The 17,707-nt window shown below is 30.3% G+C and carries 14 protein-coding genes; 2 read left to right on the top strand and 12 right to left on the bottom strand.

The features are described 5' to 3' along the window. The first annotated feature begins 77 nt into the window (after positions 1-77). Positions 78-1,091, top strand: a complete 1,014-nt coding sequence (rsmC, locus tag ERCIPSPA2889_RS01440; protein ID WP_157989099.1) for a 16S rRNA (guanine(1207)-N(2))-methyltransferase RsmC — start codon at positions 78-80, stop codon at positions 1,089-1,091. A 1,488-nt stretch (positions 1,092-2,579) separates the two neighbouring features. Here rsmC and ERCIPSPA2889_RS01435 read toward each other — a convergent pair. Beyond that, positions 2,580-3,806: a multifunctional CCA addition/repair protein gene (locus ERCIPSPA2889_RS01435; RefSeq protein ID WP_157989098.1), complete on the bottom strand. Its 1,227-nt coding sequence runs from the start codon at positions 3,804-3,806 to the stop codon at positions 2,580-2,582. Positions 3,807-4,903: 1,097 nt separating this feature from the next. Here ERCIPSPA2889_RS01435 and sohB point away from each other — a divergent pair. Next, a complete protein-coding gene (gene sohB, locus ERCIPSPA2889_RS01430) occupies positions 4,904-5,935 on the top strand; it encodes a protease SohB (protein WP_157989097.1) in 1,032 nt (343 codons plus the stop codon). 401 nt (positions 5,936-6,336) lie between these two features. On the opposite strand, the gene orn is transcribed toward sohB, so the two are convergent. The 11 genes from orn to rpmJ form a co-directional block, all read right to left on the bottom strand. Continuing rightward, a complete protein-coding gene (gene orn, locus ERCIPSPA2889_RS01425; protein ID WP_157989418.1) occupies positions 6,337-6,882 on the bottom strand; it encodes an oligoribonuclease in 546 nt (181 codons plus the stop codon). A 699-nt stretch (positions 6,883-7,581) separates the two neighbouring features. After that, positions 7,582-8,334 carry a class I SAM-dependent methyltransferase gene (locus ERCIPSPA2889_RS01420; protein WP_157989096.1) on the bottom strand — a complete coding sequence of 251 codons (753 nt, stop codon included), beginning with the start codon at positions 8,332-8,334 and terminating at the stop codon, positions 7,582-7,584. 7 nt (positions 8,335-8,341) lie between these two features. After that, entirely contained in the window at positions 8,342-10,402 is a 2,061-nt protein-coding gene (gene prlC, locus ERCIPSPA2889_RS01415) for an oligopeptidase A (RefSeq protein ID WP_157989095.1), read from the bottom strand. A 1,229-nt stretch (positions 10,403-11,631) separates the two neighbouring features. Continuing rightward, positions 11,632-13,068 carry a bifunctional D-glycero-beta-D-manno-heptose-7-phosphate kinase/D-glycero-beta-D-manno-heptose 1-phosphate adenylyltransferase HldE gene (gene hldE, locus ERCIPSPA2889_RS01410; protein ID WP_157989094.1) on the bottom strand — a complete coding sequence of 479 codons (1,437 nt, stop codon included), beginning with the start codon at positions 13,066-13,068 and terminating at the stop codon, positions 11,632-11,634. A 1,088-nt stretch (positions 13,069-14,156) separates the two neighbouring features. Then, positions 14,157-14,498 carry a TusE/DsrC/DsvC family sulfur relay protein gene (locus ERCIPSPA2889_RS01405; protein ID WP_157989093.1) on the bottom strand — a complete coding sequence of 114 codons (342 nt, stop codon included), beginning with the start codon at positions 14,496-14,498 and terminating at the stop codon, positions 14,157-14,159. A 115-nt stretch (positions 14,499-14,613) separates the two neighbouring features. Then, on the bottom strand, positions 14,614-14,985 hold the full coding sequence (gene rplQ, locus ERCIPSPA2889_RS01400; RefSeq protein ID WP_157989092.1) for a 50S ribosomal protein L17: 372 nt from the start codon (positions 14,983-14,985) through the stop codon (positions 14,614-14,616). 23 nt (positions 14,986-15,008) lie between these two features. Beyond that, the gene (locus tag ERCIPSPA2889_RS01395) at positions 15,009-16,010 is read right to left on the bottom strand and encodes a DNA-directed RNA polymerase subunit alpha (protein WP_157989091.1); all 1,002 of its coding nucleotides are present in this window, start codon (positions 16,008-16,010) and stop codon (positions 15,009-15,011) included. Positions 16,011-16,033: 23 nt separating this feature from the next. Beyond that, the gene (rpsD, locus tag ERCIPSPA2889_RS01390) at positions 16,034-16,654 is read right to left on the bottom strand and encodes a 30S ribosomal protein S4 (RefSeq protein ID WP_157989090.1); all 621 of its coding nucleotides are present in this window, start codon (positions 16,652-16,654) and stop codon (positions 16,034-16,036) included. A 32-nt stretch (positions 16,655-16,686) separates the two neighbouring features. Continuing rightward, positions 16,687-17,076 (bottom strand): 30S ribosomal protein S11, encoded by a 390-nt coding sequence (gene rpsK, locus ERCIPSPA2889_RS01385; RefSeq protein WP_157989089.1) that lies wholly within the window; start codon positions 17,074-17,076, stop codon positions 16,687-16,689. Between the two features lie 16 nt (positions 17,077-17,092). Next, on the bottom strand, positions 17,093-17,449 hold the full coding sequence (gene rpsM / locus ERCIPSPA2889_RS01380) for a 30S ribosomal protein S13 (RefSeq protein ID WP_157989088.1): 357 nt from the start codon (positions 17,447-17,449) through the stop codon (positions 17,093-17,095). Between the two features lie 134 nt (positions 17,450-17,583). Further along, the gene (rpmJ, locus tag ERCIPSPA2889_RS01375; protein ID WP_157989087.1) at positions 17,584-17,700 is read right to left on the bottom strand and encodes a 50S ribosomal protein L36; all 117 of its coding nucleotides are present in this window, start codon (positions 17,698-17,700) and stop codon (positions 17,584-17,586) included. Positions 17,701-17,707: the final 7 nt, after the last annotated feature.

Here is a 17,707-nt window from a genome sequence, read left to right as displayed (position 1 = left end):
ATGTATATAATAGAAACCAATCTATTAACTAGTCTGTAAAATATAAAATTACAGCTATGATGCACTAGGATGTATTCATGTCCATTTTCAGCCCAGCTAGCACGATGCTCTTACGACATCATAATAAATTTACTAAACGACATATAGTGTTTTCTGGTAACTTACAAGACACATTATCTGTTCAACTAGAAACCGAGAATAGTTATATACATACCCAACAATATCATCAATGGGAAACTCTCAATCAAATACTACAAACCAATGTTTATTTCAGCCTATTACCCATACCAAGCATCTTAGATAATTGTGATACTCTGATTTATTATTGGCCAAATAATAAAAAAAAAGCACAATTTCAGTTACAAAATCTATTATCTTTACTAACATGTGGAAGTGATATTTTTATAGTTGGAGAGTATTCTAGCGGTATACGCAGCGCTCATAGTATGGTCGAAAATTGGGTTAATCTGATAAAGATTGATAGTGCTCATCGTTGTGGTCTATATTATGGATCTCTTACAAAAAGGTCATATTTTAATCCATGTGAATTCTGGCATGAACATTTAACAGAAGGAATAACGCTGAAAAGTTTACCAGGGGTATTCGGGTATAATGGTCTCGATAATGGAACTAAACTTTTATTATCAACTTTTAGCGAAGCTATAAAAGGAAAAATTCTAGATATTGGCTGCGGCACAGGTGTGATTTCTGCTATGATAGCCAACCGATCACCATTAGCAGATATTATCTTAACTGATGTAAATGCAGCGGCTCTTGTTGCCAGCAAGGCTACACTATTATGTAACAACCTAAAAGGAACTGTCGTAGCTAGTAATATTTATTCTAAAATTACAGGATACTTCCATATGATTGTGGCTAATCCACCGTTCCATGATGGATCAAAAATAACTTTAGATATTGCACGAACATTAATTACAGATGCGCCTAATTTTTTATATAAAGGAGGTGAATTAAGAATTGTCGCTAACTCTTTTCTTCCTTATCAGCATATGTTGAATAAAGTATTCGGTCATCATACAGTAATTATATGTAATAAATATTTTAAAGTTTATAGTGCTATAAAAAAATAATTCAATCACTTAAGCCAAATACCTGATTTTCACAGATTAATCTAGACAAAATAGCCAATCTTCAGAAGATTATATTTTTAAAAACATTAATTACAATGATAGTTTTAGTGTAGACAAAAAATTTACATCTAATATAATTATTTAATGTTCATTATTTACTATTAAAATAAGACTTAAACTATTATCAGTGACCAGATTTTTTAAAGAACTAAAAATTGTAGCTTTATTATAAAACTCAATAATCTATATTATTACATTCTATATTATCTACCTCTAATCTTATGAGGTTCCTCAAATATTTTATTATATAAAACAGTGATAGCTTTACACATAAAATAGATTATTTTTAATTATCATAAATAATATTAAATTAATAAAATTAAAAATATCTTTTCATATCATTAGTATATTATATATATCTATGATATATAAAAATATACGATATAACCTATCTAATTTTAACTATCTAAAAATATAAATAACTATGAAATTCCTAAAAGTTAAGATAAAGACGTATAGTAACCATTGAGTACATTTTAAAATAATGATTCAATTATAATTTTAAAAATTATAAAATACCTGTATATACTAAGCTATAAGCACACTTCCCACTTCAAGTAAATATTCTCTGAAGATCTTCTATGAAGATATATATTTATACAATATATACATGATATGATTTGAATCATTTTATTAGAGATTACGCATAAAATATATGAAAAACTATATAATATATTTCAGTATATTAAATAAACATACATTAGAAGTTAATATATTATATTTTCATATATCATATATATGATATATGAAAATATAATATATTTGAATAACTAATAAAACAATCTAATAGAGGCGCGATCTGTATCAAATTGTAAAGAGTTCTCTTGTATAAAAACATGCATATATTATATATAAACACTTCGATCATCTTTTAGGTTAGTAAAATTTTAAGAATTACTCTAGTTTCAGTACTATACTTACTCACTAAAGTAAGGAAACATATTTACTACATTAGATGTCACATTTCATACAAATCATTAAATATATTTAATATCAATAGCTCTTCTGCAAAAAAACATAATAAGCACAACAAACATTTTGTTTAATTTAGACCAAATAAAAATCCATTACAAACAAACATAAATATAAAACATTACATTTTTATTCTAATCTTTTGAAATTCTGTTTACTATTTTAGAGTATAATCTTGATATAATTTTTAAATTATCATCAGTGATTGATCCAATTTGTATGATGCTAGACTTATCGACCCTATGTGAGTAATCAAAAAATAAAAATGTTAGTGTAAAAACACTCAATAACATAAAATATTACCTCTCAGATGTTTATATTGTATTCATTCAAAAATAATTATCAAAGAGCTTAAATTATCTTTTAAAAATATATATCCATAACTTACGAATTATAATTATATGCTATTTATCATTATGTATTACTGAATATCATAAAGTCTTCTTAAATACTTTTCTAAGAGTTTTGCCAAATATTTAAAGCAGAAAGACGACGTCTACAAAGCTCCTCGTATACTTTTTGTCCTATAAATCCTGCAGAAATTACTGCTTGCGTGGATACACTCTGTACAACTTGCCAAGCATTATAAAAGTATTCCCCTTTAGAAGAGAGATTATTTAAGCATGTGCTATATTTACTAGAATCAGCATCAATAATGACTGCAATCTTTTTCACGCGATATGGTTTTCTCCAAGCATCTATATGATTAAACAATATTATCAATTGCTCAGGAGAGCAAAGATGAATTTTATTTAATACACAATAAAATTCAGATACTAATAATGCAAGATCACGATATTCTTTTGGAAGATGCAGACGTTTACAAAAAATTGAAATTATCCTAGTATCTATCTGATCATCCTTTCTATCATTAGATGCATTATTTTGTATTATTATGGATTTTTTTAAATCATAGCACAATGCAGCAAAGCGAATGTCGACTTCTGAATGATATTTTGCCACTTTAGATAATGTTATGAAAGCATTTTTTTTATTAATAGTAATTAAAGAACCTTGTTTTTTTTTAGAAGCAAAAGAATAATATATAGAATTTAATTCAGGGAATAGTTCATTTAGAGCACCGCAATCCTTTAAAACCTGCAAAAAAACCTGAGGATGATGCGTATTCAAGGCAAGAGCTATCTCTCTCCATATGCGTTCTCGAGAAAGAGAAGACAACTCTCCACTATGTACCACCTTCTTCATTAAAGTCCATGTCTTTTGAGCGATTTTAAAATGTAAATTAGAAAAATATGCAGAAAAACGAGCTACACGTAATACACGTAATGGATCTTCACAGAAAGCGGAAGAAACATGACGTATTTTGCGCTTTTTAAGATCAATACGTCCACCATACGGATCATAATATATACCATATTTATCCCGTGCAATAGCATTAATCGTCAGATCACGACGAGCTAAATCTTCCTTAAGAGTAACATCAGGTTTAGAATAACAAACAAACCCGATATGTCCTTTCCCTGTTTTTTTTTCAGTACGAGCTAATGCATATTCTTCGCGACTAATTGGATGTAAAAAAACTGGAAAATGACGGCCAACTTTTTTATAGCCCAATTGGAGCATTTGCTCAGGAGAGCCTCCTACCACTACCCAATCTTTATCCTTCACTGGTAAATCTAATAGTTCATCACGAATAGCGCCACCAACTAGGTATATTTCCATTCTCCTACCCCAAGAAAGAATAAAACCAATTATTTATAGAATAACTTAATTAAAGTAATAAGACCGTTATTAGTTTAATTAACATGCAGAATTTTTCTTTTACAAAATAAAAAATTTAAAAGAGAAGTCAGTGATTTATATTTTATATATAAGCTGAAATTTCTGAAATTATCATATAAACAATCTTATAAAAACTATATCTAAAATAAAAAATCATAAGAATCTTATTACACTATCCACTTTTATACCTCTTGAATTTGTTTGTATCTCTATGATATATCCAATACCAAAATCAAAATTACACATATTTAATCAATGCTGAGTAACTGTTAAATACTTAATAAGCTACTACCCATGATAGTGCTGGTATAAATAATTTATTTATAGCCGGTTATATAATAGTTTTTTTAAAAATTTTATTTTTGAATCAAATTATAATATAATCTTTGATAGTCAGGTCTAGACGCAGAAAAGATCTGTAAAAAAATTTTACCATCGATCTATAAAATAACTACTCATGTCATATAATTAGTTATTTTAACTTTTTAATATACAGACTATAATTACCATAAATCATTCATAACACATGCAAATATATATTATTTATAAATAAAATATAATCTACTTAATATAGGTAACTAGGTTACTGAATTATTTTACAAAAATCTAACAAAAAGCATCTGTATATAAAAAACTATACTCTTATTAAATTTTATATTAACATCCATATCCCTTACGTGATAAAATACAAAATCTAAAACTTATTGACTTATAACTCAAACTATCGTCATATAACTAATATTTAATATATTAACTATTATTCTAAACACAAAAATAGACCTAAATATAAAAATTTTAAAACATTTCCTATAATATAGGTGTCTATAATTAAAAAACTATTCATTAAATATGGTAGATAATTATGTTATTAAATAAAGATTTAAACAAAAAATTAGATATCTAAATACCTGTTATGTTATGCGGACTATAATCTAGAATATTTTATATCTTTTTAAAGTAACTATAAAAAAACAACTTACTATCAAATATACAATAAACTCGATAGACCTTTCACATCTTATTTTAAGGCGGATCAAGTGGATTTACTCTCTTTTTATGGGCTCTTTCTTGCTAAAATTATTACTATAGTGATAACATTAATAATATTATCAGTCATGATTCCTAATCTTATTAAGCGTGGTAATACTAGAGCTGGAAAACTAATATTAACTCGATTAGATACATATTTTTTTGAAATACAAAATAGAATAAATTTAGAAAAAATGATACCTTTAGAAAAAAAATTATGGAAAAAAGAATATAAAAAAAAGGAAAAAAAGAAACAGAAAGAACTAAAACAAAAAAATAAGATAGGGCGTATTGTAAGCAAAAAAAAACCAACGTTATATATACTTGATTTTATAGGTAGCATCAATGCTAAAGAGGTATCGTCGTTACGACAAGAAATCTCTGCAATCATATCTGTTATTGAGACAGGCGATGAAGTATTACTGCGTCTTGAAAGTCCTGGCGGAGTAGTGCATGGTTATGGTCTAGCCGCATCACAACTTCAACGGTTACGACAGAAATCTATTCCACTAACAATTTCTGTAGATAAAATTGCTACTAGTGGAGGTTACATGATGGCATGTGTAGCTAACCATATCATTGCCGCGCCGTTTGCATTAATTGGATCGATTGGTGTAGTAGCACAGATCCCTAATTTTCACCGTTTTTTAAAAAGAAATAAAATCGACATGGAACTCCATACCGCTGGAGAGCATAAGCGTACTTTAACGTTATTTGGTGAAAACAGCAAAGAAGGACGAGAAAAATTCTGTGATAATTTAAATCAAACACATTTACTGTTCAAACAGTTTGTACATCAAATGCGGCCACAATTAAATATAGATACCGTATCCACTGGAGAGTACTGGTATGGTAGCCAAGCATTAGAAAAAGGGTTGGTAGATCAAATTACTACTAGCGATGATTGGATCATGGATAAAATTTCAGAATATAACATCATAAATCTTTGTTATACTCAACAAAAAGGAATTCTAGACCGTTTTAATCATAGTATATACCGTGGCATAATTCAGATCTTAGAAAGATTTTTAAGACGATAATTGTGCAATCACTTTTATGAATATTAATATTATTAACATTTCTTTTACTTAAAAAATTCTTTTTAATATAAATATATTTAATCTAAAACTAATAAAAACTATTACTTTAAATGATCTTACTATATATAGCCTCAATAAGATTTATGGTGCTCAATTAACTTTCTATTAGTATTATAATTAACTGTTTTAAGTTAATCATGCCACGCAATACTAGATTTTATCTAAAATATTCGATATAATGATTTTCGTTTTTATATTGGCATTTTATAGAGCACCAGCGATTTTATATTTTAATGCATCCCATTTCGAACGAATCAAATTTTTAAGCTATATTAAAAAATCTAAAAATCTACTATTACCAATCAGATATCTTTATTAAAAGTATTCCAAGGATAGGATTTTTAGAGTCGTATAAAATTTTCACGATAGTAGATCAATTCTGCAATAGAGTCATAAATATCATCTAATGCTCGATGCGCACCTTGTTTTTTAAATTCTAAGAGAATCTCTGGTTTCCAAAGACGTGCTAATTCTTTAAGAGTACTTACATCCAGGTAACGATAATGAAAATAATTCTCTAAATCTGGCATGTATTTAAATAAGAAACGACGATCCTGAGCTATACTATTACCACACATAGGTGAGCATTTAGCTGGAATTAATGTTTTTAAAAACTTTAAAATTGCAATTTCAGCAGAACGTTCACTTTCTCGGCTATTCTGAACCCTAGAAATTAAACCATTCGCAGTGTGCGTTTTTGTATTCCATTCATCCATTAAGCTAAGACACTCTATCGATTGATATATCGCATAAACCGGTCCTTCAGAAAGAACTTGTAGGTTCGAGTTTGTTACAAGTATGGCAATTTCAAGAATCCGATCTCTGTCTGGATTCAAACCAGTCATTTCTAAATCAATCCATATTAGATTATTAATATTCAAAATTATAAGCACTCTTATAAATCATATTAATTACTTAAATAAGTAATATATCTATTTTTTTTTAAAAGTTATATTTATTAGTCATAATACTATAAATAGATTATATACGACTATCGCCTAAAAATGTTCAAGATTGAGAGAAATAAATCATAATCTAACAATTGGTTGCTTTATATAGATCACTTTATTTCAGAAAAAATTCTTTAATTATACTAGAACTATAGAACTCCTTATGGAGAAAAAATTTCCTACTCATTAGAATATCTACTATGATTATATATATACTATTAAAAAAATTGAATACCAGAAATATACAGAATATAGATGCAATACTATTAAATAATACACTTTTAATTATTCGATAATATCTTATAAAATAGCTTATTATATTTCATATATTTTTAAAAATATTTCGGTAATCTATCTTTTATAAATATTCTTATATTACAAAAGAGACGCATCTTAATCTATAAGGTCAAGATGTATCTTTTTAATCATTACTCAAGAAATCAATAGATACACTATTACACTAAGATGGTTCCTATCAAGGAAAAAAGTTATCAGAAACAATTATATAATTATATTAGATATATACATCAAAATATATGCATATATAGAGTAAGATTGATCTGGAATAAAAACGCTACTCTATGATGAATATACTAACGAATATAAAACAATTAACTTATCAACTGCTGGGGTTTATTAGCTGTTAGAAAAATAAATATCAAAACGATGTTTTTTAGTTTTTATAGATTTATCGCTTATCGTTCCTGCTAATGATTGCGCATAATGTGGACGCTTAACTACTACACGATTTTTTGCAAGAGCACGCGCAGGTTTTAGTAGCTCATCGGAATCTTCATCTAAACCTACTAGGTATTGCAATATGCGCATTTCTTTTTTTACTAGAGCGCTTTTCTTTTTTTTAGGATACATTGGATCAAGATACACTACATCTGGTTTTGGAGAAATATTGCTAGAAACTAATAAACTAGAAGAATTTAATAAAATTAAACGCTCGCGCAACCATGATCCAATCTCTAGATCAGCATAGCCACGTCTTAAGCCGTCTTCTAAGAGCAGTGAAATCACTGGATTACGCTCTAGCATCTTTACTTGACAGCCACAAGCTGCTAGCACAAAAGCATCACGAGCCAATCCTGCGGTAGCATCTAATATGCTTGGATAATAATCTCTCTTTATACCTACAGATTTCGATATCGCCTCTTTCACTCCTCCACCAAAATTACGTCTATATGACCGTGTTTTAGAGGAAAAATTTACTAATACACCACCAAGTAAAGGTTCATTGCGCTTTCGCAATTCAAGATGAGATGGTTTCATTACTAAAGCCATTAGTGTATTATTATCATGTTCTAAATTCCATCGAGCGGCTAAGACAGACAGATTATTTTTATTTATTACACCTGATTCATCTAATAAGCAAATACGCATAAATAACTTATATTGTTCTATTTATAGATGCTATTCCATATTGCTTTAACATTTCATCTATTATTGGTTGACGACCACGAAAACGATAAAATAAAGTCATAGGATCTTCAGACCCGCCACGTGTTAAAATATTATCTAACAGTGACTGCCCGGTCTCGCGATTAAAAACACCCTCTATCTCAAAACGCGACCAAGCATCTGATGCTAAGACATTAGCCCATAAATAACTATAGTAACCTGCCGCATAACTACCAGAAAAGATATGATTGAATGCATTAGGAAAACGACTCCATTTTGGTTCTAATACGCCCGATATCTGGTATTTTATATCTCGAAATAACTCGATAATTTTTATACCTTTATCTACATCAGGGTGCATATGTAAATGAAAGTCAAATAAAGAAAATACTATTTGTTTTTGCACAAATAATGCTATTTGATAGTTTTTTATTGCTAATAATTTATTCAAAAATATTTGTGGTAATGCTTCACCAGTTCTATAATGACCAGAAATTAACGCTAAAGATTCTGGTTGCCAGCACCAATTTTCCATTAATTGACTGGGCATTTCAACTGCATCCCATGGTACGCCATGAATACCAGAAACACCAGGTGTCTCAATTCGTGTTAACATATGATGCAAACCATGCCCATATTCATGAAATAACGTAATAACTTCCTGATGAGTAAAAAGTGCCACTTCTCCGTCATATGGACGATTAAAATTACAAGTGATATAAGCTATTGGTTTTTGTAGTGTACCATCTAATTTACGCATCTGACTAACACAATCATCCATCCATGCTCCACTACATTTATGATCCCGTACATACAGATCAAGAAAAAAACTACCACGCATAATTTTATTTTCATCAAATAGCTCAAAGAATCGAACATCTCTATGATATACTTCAATATCATAACGCTCTATAGTCGTAATACCATAGACATTCTCAACTATTTTAAAGAGTCCATTAAGAACTAAATTCTCTGGAAAATAAGGGCGCAATTCTTCATCAGAAATATTATACAAACTCTGCTTTTGTTTTTCACTTAAAAAAGCTATATCCCATGGTTGTAAATCGTTAATGTTATATTCTTTTTTTGAAAATATTCGTAATTGCTCCAATTCTTGATCTGCTTGTGAACGTACACATTTTGCTAAATCATTAAGAAAAAGAATAACCTGATCTGATTTTTCTGCCATTTTGGTAACTAATGACTTCTCAGCATAAGAAGTAAATCCAAGTATTTTAGACAATTGATGACGCAAAGCTAATGTTTCATACATAATTGCTGTATTATCCCACTTCCCGGCATGTGGACCTTGATCAGAAGCACGAGTTAAATAAGCACAATAAATCTCTTTACGCACCGCTCTATTATTACAGTAAGTTATCACGGGCACATAGCTAGTTGCATCTAATGTTAAACGCCATCCATGTTGGTTTATATCTTTTTCTTTGCACTTCATGGTCTCTAAGATACTGTCTGGTATACCGGCAAGCTCATTCTTATCTATAATTATTTTGCTCCACCCCATAGTAGCATCGAGCACATTGTTACTGTATGTCGCAGAAAGAACCGACAAACGCGCAGAGATTTCTTTATAATGACTCTTTTGAGCTTTAGACAAACCTATTCCAGAAAGCTGAAAATCTCGAAGAGTATTATCTATAAATTTTTTTTGTGCGATATCTAACGATTGATAAATAGCAATATTATCTTTCAGTTTGCAATATGCTGTATATAATGCTTCATTTTGACCAACCCAAGAATTATATTCAGATAACATGCATAGAATTTTTTCATAAACTAAACGTAATTTTGGATCATTTTTTACTAAATTTAAATGACTAATAGGAGAAAATACACGACTGAGATAATCATCTGCTTCTATTAAAGGCTGCACTAAATTATCCCAATCGTATGGACCACATTGATCTACTATTTTTTCTACCACTTCTCGACACTGATGTAAAACATGCTTGATAGCTGGAATTATATGTTCCGTCTTAATAGAACCAAAAGGAGGAAGAACAAAAGCAGTAAGCAAAGGATTAGTCATTACACAGCCTTAATGTTAAGAAAATAATTCATTACACAATAATACATAATCATAATAATATCATTGATATTATTCAGATAGAAGTTGTAACTATAACTTTTAAAATGATATTTTTAAAATTCCACTACTATACACATACTATACATAATTTTCATTATTTTACAAAAATACAACATTTTATACTACTATTCATAGTCATTGCATAAATATTAATCTATTAATTTTTATACATAATCTACTGCATGAAATTGATGTAAATAAATTTTACTTTTATCAATAAGAACCCCTAAGAGCTTAATATATATTAATAGCTATATCACCTAATATTATATATTTTTATTGACATTTCTTAAACCTTATTATCTGGTATGATTCCTAATCAACAATCTCTTTTAATCACATATTTCAAGGAAAATATAATATATGATAGAAAAATTATAGATAAATATACTTTAGAATATATCTATTTTAAGTATACTTTTGTTCTTATTCGTCTACACACATGATTTGTATAATTTTTACTGTAAGTTATATATATCCTGACTTCATCAAATAAACATTTAACGAATGCGCTCAATAAGATCTCTGCAGATAAAATTAAAAAGCGCTATATCAATACTAGTATAGATTTTTGTGTGAAATATATAACAATAATACATTATCTTTTAAAACACTTTTTATAATATTTAAATATTTTTTGTCTGTGAACATTTTAATATATAGTATAAATTTTTATATTCAAAAAATTTAGATTACTTTAGCGTATCCATACCTCTATATAAATATGTAATACCCTATTTGACATTTAGACGATCAATCTATTAATCTATTATCAATAGTAAAATAAATTATAGAAAGACACATATCTCATATGTAACCAAAATACTTAAATTAAACCAATATAGTGTATATGATAATATTAAAATACTACATATAAATAGTAAATATTTCTATATATCATATCAATAAAAAATATTTTTTTATTTTGAATATTAAAAAACAATACAGGACCACAATCTATTAATAAACTTTTTGATAGTTTAGCTTATATAACTGATAAATATAACAATGTTATATAACTATAACACTAATTCTTATAGATTAAGAGCAACACGCTGACTTACTTAAATATAATCTATATACTCTGCATACTAAAACTCTACACAATATATTAGGATTGTAGAAAAATTCTAATTGATAAGATTTTTTTAAAAAAAATACTATATCTATTATATAGATTGTGAGATAATTTTTTTAATAATATTACTTGTTGTAATACCTTCTTTTAAATTGAGAATTCGCACGTCTCCGCCATTAGCCAAAACCTCTTGACTACCTGCAATATCTTTCAGTTTGTGTTGGTAATCTCCACCTTTAACTAAAAAATCAGGTAATATTTTTTTAATAATGCTCCGCGGAGTATCCTCTTCAAAACTAACAACCCAATCTACCATTTCAAGAGCACTTAAAACACTCATTCTATTCATTAATGTATTCACTGGTCGAGATGCTCCTTTAAGACGTCTCGTTGATGCATCACTATTAACCGCCACAATGAGTCGATTGCCTAACTTTTTTGCACTAACAAGATAAGAAATATGCCCAGCATGTAAAATATCAAAAACACCATTAGTCATTACTATTTTTTCACCACATTGCCTAGCTTGATTCACTGCAATAATCAACTGTGCTTCATTCACCACTCTACAACCCTTTTTGGATCTATTAACTATTGACCTGTTAAGCTCTTCTGGAGAAACCGTTGATGTACCAATTTTACCGACTACCACGCCTGCGGCCTCATTAGCAAGAAAACAACTCTCTTCAAGAGTTCTGCCAGCCGATAAAGCACTTGCTATAACAGCAATAACCGTATCCCCGGCTCCAGTTACATCAAAAACTTCCTGTGCTTTAGTTGACATATAGCAAGGTGATTTTTCAGGTTGCAATAAGGTCATGCCATGTTCTGAACGAGTAATTAATAATGCAGAGATAGAATACTGTTTTAATAATGCCATACCTCGTTTGATAATATCACTTTCACTTGAGCACTTTCCAGCTACTTGCTCAAATTCATGCAAAGTAGGTGTAAGAAGGGTAGCGCCATAATAACAAGAAAAATCTTTACCTTTAGGATCTACTAAGATGAGAATATTTGATTGACGTGCCAGACTAATAATACTTTTTACATTAGTCAGCGCCCCTTTGGCATAGTCAGATAAAACTAATACATTTACCTGTGGTAATAAAACCTTAATTCGATCATGAATAAGAGAATCATTAATTTCTTTGCATGCTTCTTCAAAGTCTATACGAATTAACTGCTGATTACGTGACAGTATACGTAACTTAATCATCGTAGGATAATTGGCATTAGCGATTAGATTGCAATATACATTGTTATTCACTAAGGATTCTATAAGGACTTGAGCCGCATGATCTTCTCCAATTAATCCGATAAGATAAGATTTAGCGCCAAGAGTTGCTATATTCATAGCAACATTTGCAGCACCACCTGGGAACTCTTTCACGTTACTAACTTGTACTACTGGAACCGGTGCTTCGGGAGAAATTCGATAAGTTGAACCATACCAATAACGATCTAACATTACATCCCCAACGACTAATATGCTTGAATTATTCAAGTCAAGCAGAGTATTTTTCATTTAGAAACTCCACGCTAGATTCCGATTGATTGCGTCTCCATAAACATAGTAAGTATTAGCTAACTAAGCGCTTTCAGCGCGACATGCAAAATATAACTATGACCTATCGAAGATGGGCACTACTCAAACCATCACCTATTAATCATTTACCCTGATAAAACTTAAGGATAAAATACAATAAATAACACTATTATTAAGATAATAGAACAAAATTTTAAGCTCTAGATTAATAATTCTCTAAATACAAAAAAAGTATATATCTCGTACAGCTCTAAAATTTATAATTCTATTCGTTTTTAGTATTCTGAAAAAATCTAAATATCTCATATAATATAATATGCATTCAAGATACTAAAAAATTAAAACCATGCTAGTTTTGCGTCTACTCATAAGAACACAATAAAATTAAATTTATCACGACATTAATTATATTGAGAGTAAACCTTTATACACATACAAATAATTGCATTATTGTGTCTAATAACACTATATAAATTAAAACTATATGAAGCATATCAACTTTATACCTATCTTATAATTATCAAGAAGCATAAGCGTAATTTAATGGTTTACTAAAGCATTGTTCAAATTATTAATCTATACTGGAACGTTAAAATTCAGAAACACCTAATAATTTCTTCGGCTAAAGTGCTAAGATAATTTACACAAGCTAGTAGATATTATTCTCAAAAAAAAATCTATATTAATACACTGAACCACTATATTAATAAATAATTAACTCGTTTTATATATTTTATGCTTGAGATCACTTATTCTCTATATAGAATAATTAGGAAAAATTAAACATCTCATCAATCTATTAACTTAACGAATACATAAAAATAAAAAAATCACGATCTTTAGAAAAATAATTGTATATATATTATATAATTCTATTAATCACAATTCATCTGTCAGACTAAAGTCTAATTACTATTGATTCTAATATTTATTTTAAAATTTTTAATTGATTAAAATAAAAAAAATATTATTAATTTTTTACACCAACTAAAAATATAAAAGTATCTCATATTCTTTTTTCTATTAAAACATAATGACCCTTCAATCCTCAGAAAACTAACCAATCATTATAGACATCTTACAGGTTTAGGAAGTCCAGCGATTTTAGTGGCTTGCTTTGCGGGGCCTTTTGGAAATAACCGAAAAAGATAACGACTATTTCCGTATTCTTGTCCACACTGTTTAGTTAAAGCTTGCACTAACATACGTACTGTTGGAGATATATTAAATTCTAAATAAAATCTATGTACAAAATAAATAACCTCCCAATGCGCAGAGCTAAGCTCAATCCTTTCCTCTTTTGCTAACTCTTTTGCAAGATCTTTATTCCAGTCTTCCAAAGATATTAAGTAGCCGTATTCATCACGAGCGACTTTTATACTAGTATTTTTTAGCTGACTATGTTTCATAGTAAATGCTCAACTATTTACATCGATAGTTTATTTTATACTACTTGCTAAAATTAGAGCCACGATATATCAAAAAAACTGCTATCTTAAAAATAGCCATAACATGAAAAATAATTCAGTCTATATTTTTAGGACGATCCAGAAACTCAATATATGCCATTGAAGCATTATCACCTAATCGAAAACCGCACTTTAAAATTCTTATGTATCCGCCGGGTCTGTTTATAAAACGTGGACCAAGTTTAGTGAATACTTTTGCAACTGTCTCGTGATTTCGAATACGAGAAAATACTAAACGACGATTTGAAACACTATCTTTCTTAGAGATAGTGATCAGAGGTTCAAGCATACGACGAAGTTCTTTTGCTTTTGGAACAGTTGTTTTAATAAACTCATGATGTATCAAAGAGATAGCAATATTTCGAAACATAGCCTTACGATGGCTGCTGTTACGATTCAGTTGACGACCGCTCTTACGATGTCGCATAACTTCTCCTTCTCAATAAGAGCTTAATTTTTAATTAGATTATTTGTTATTAATTCTGGAGGCCAGTTTTCTAATCGCATTCCTAATGATAGATTACGAGTCGCTAATACATCTTTAATCTCAGTCAGAGACTTTTTGCCAAGATTAGGCGTCTTTAAAAGCTCTACCTCTGTACGCTGTACTAAATCACCAATATAATGAATAGCTTCTGCCTTTAGGCAATTAGCTGAACGAACCGTTAACTCTAAATCGTCAACTGGCCTTAATAAAATTGGATCAAATTCTGGTTTTTCTTCTTTAATTTCAGGATGACGTACGTCATGTAAATCAATGAAAGCTTCTAGTTGTTCTGATAAGATAGTAGCTGCTCGTCGAATAGCTTCTTCTGGATCAATAGTTCCATTTGTTTCAATATCTATTACTAATTTATCTAAATCAGTTCTCTGCTCTACACGCGCTGATTCAACATTATAGGCTATACGATCCACTGGACTATAACAAGCGTCAACTAATAGCCTACCAAATGTATGTCCATTTTCTTCGACATTTATACGAGAAGAAGCAGGAACATAACCACGACCACGTTGTACTTTTATGCGCATATTAATACTAGCGTTCTCATGCGTTAAATTACAAATTAAGTGTGTTAATTGCACAATTTTGAAATCTTCATGATTAGTGATATCAGCTGCCGTAACCGGACCAATGCCAGACTTACACAACGTAAGAATAACCTCATCTTTTCCATATACTATAATTGCTAGTTCTTTCAAATTTAGAAGAATCTCGAGAATATCCTCTTTAACACCCTCTTTCGTGCTATATTCATGCAATACACCGTCAATTTCAACCTCGGTAACCGCACAACCAGGCATTGATGATAATAAAATACGGCGAAGTGCGTTACCTAATGTATGACCAAAACCACGCTCTAATGGTTCAAGGGTTACTTTAGCATGTGTTAAGCTAACTTGCTCAATATCTACTAGTCGCGGTTTTAAAAATTTAGTTACAGAACCCTGCATTATGTCCTCTCTTAAATACTACCTTACTTAGAGTAAAGCTCTACAATAAGGTGTTCATTGATATCTGCAGTAAGATCAGTACGTTCCGGAACATGTTTAAATACCCCTTCCATTTTTGTAATATCAACCGCTAACCACGTTGGCTGTTCACGCTGATTTGCTAGCTCTAGCGAAGCTTTGATACGAGATTGTTTTTTTGCTTTATCTCGAATACTAATAACATCATTTAATGATACCTGATAAGAAGAAATATTCACTACTCGATGATTCACCATAATAGCTTTATGGCTAACTAATTGTCGCGCTTCAGAGCGTGTAGCGCCAAAACCCATACGATACACTATATTATCTAGGCGACCTTCTAAAAGAGATAATAAATTATCTCCAGTATTACCTCGTAATCGAGCTGCTTCTTTATAATAATTATGAAATTGACGTTCTAATATCCCATACATACGACGAACTTTTTGTTTTTCACGCAATTGAATCCCATAGTCCGATAGACGTGTTTTATGGGCCCCATGCTGACCTGGGGCTTTCTCTAAATTACATTTTGTATCAATTGCGCGCACACCAGACTTGAGAAATAAGTCTGTGCCCTCACGACGACTAATCTTTAGTGTCGGACCCAAATATCTTGCCATTTTCTTTCTCCAATCTTTCTTAAAAAGAAATTTTATACTCGACGTTTCTTGGGCGGACGACAGCCGTTATGTGGGATTGGGGTCACATCGGTAATATTTGTAATACGGAAACCAGCGGCATTCAAAGCGCGAATAGTTGACTCGCGACCTGGACCAGGGCCTTTAACCATTACCTCTAAATTTTTAATACCATAATCTTTCACAGATTCTGCACAGTGTTCTGCAGCAACTTGTGCAGCAAATGGCGTAGATTTACGAGAACCGCGAAAACCAGACCCACCAGCTGTTGCCCAACCTAGTGCATTACCCTGACGATCTGTAATAGTAACAATAGTATTGTTGAATGAGGCATGAATATGAGCCACACCATCAGAGAGTTGTTTTTTTACTCGCTTACGTGAACGAATTGGTACCTTAGTCATTATTTAATTATCCAGATTATTTCTTGATCGGTTTACGCGGACCTTTTCGTGTCCTGGCGTTAGTCTTGGTGCGTTGACCACGAACTGGAAGACCACGACGATGACGCAATCCACGATAACACCCAAGATCCATAAGACGCTTAATGCTGATGGTAACTTCTCGACGCAGATCGCCTTCAACAATAAATTTTGCTACTGCATCACGAAGCATGTCAAGTTTCTCTTCGGGCAGATCACTGATCTTAACATGTTCGGCAATACCCGTTGATCTGCAAATAAACTGTGAACGGTTTTTGCCAATTCCAAATATCGCAGTTAATGCAATTACGGTATGTTTTTGATCAGGAATGTTAATCCCTGCTATACGGGCCACTATGCACTCCTATGTATTATGAACTAGTGTATCTTTTATCCAAAAGCCCATTTTTAGAATACTTCTATTAGAACATATAGTCAATACAGAAGTATCTAAATTGGTTTAATCCAATTAAAACATATAAGAATTGATTAGCCTTGTCGTTGTTTATGTTTAGGCTCGGTGCTACAAATCACACGGACCACTCCATGACGACGAATAATCTTACAATCACGACATAATTTTCTAACAGAAGCACATACTTTCATTTTGCCC

This window comes from Candidatus Erwinia haradaeae (genome assembly GCF_900698985.1).
Taxonomy (GTDB): domain Bacteria; phylum Pseudomonadota; class Gammaproteobacteria; order Enterobacterales; family Enterobacteriaceae; genus Erwinia_E; species Erwinia_E haradaeae_B.
The sequence above is the reverse complement of the archived record's forward strand: the minus strand, read 5'-3'. Positions and strand labels throughout refer to the sequence as shown.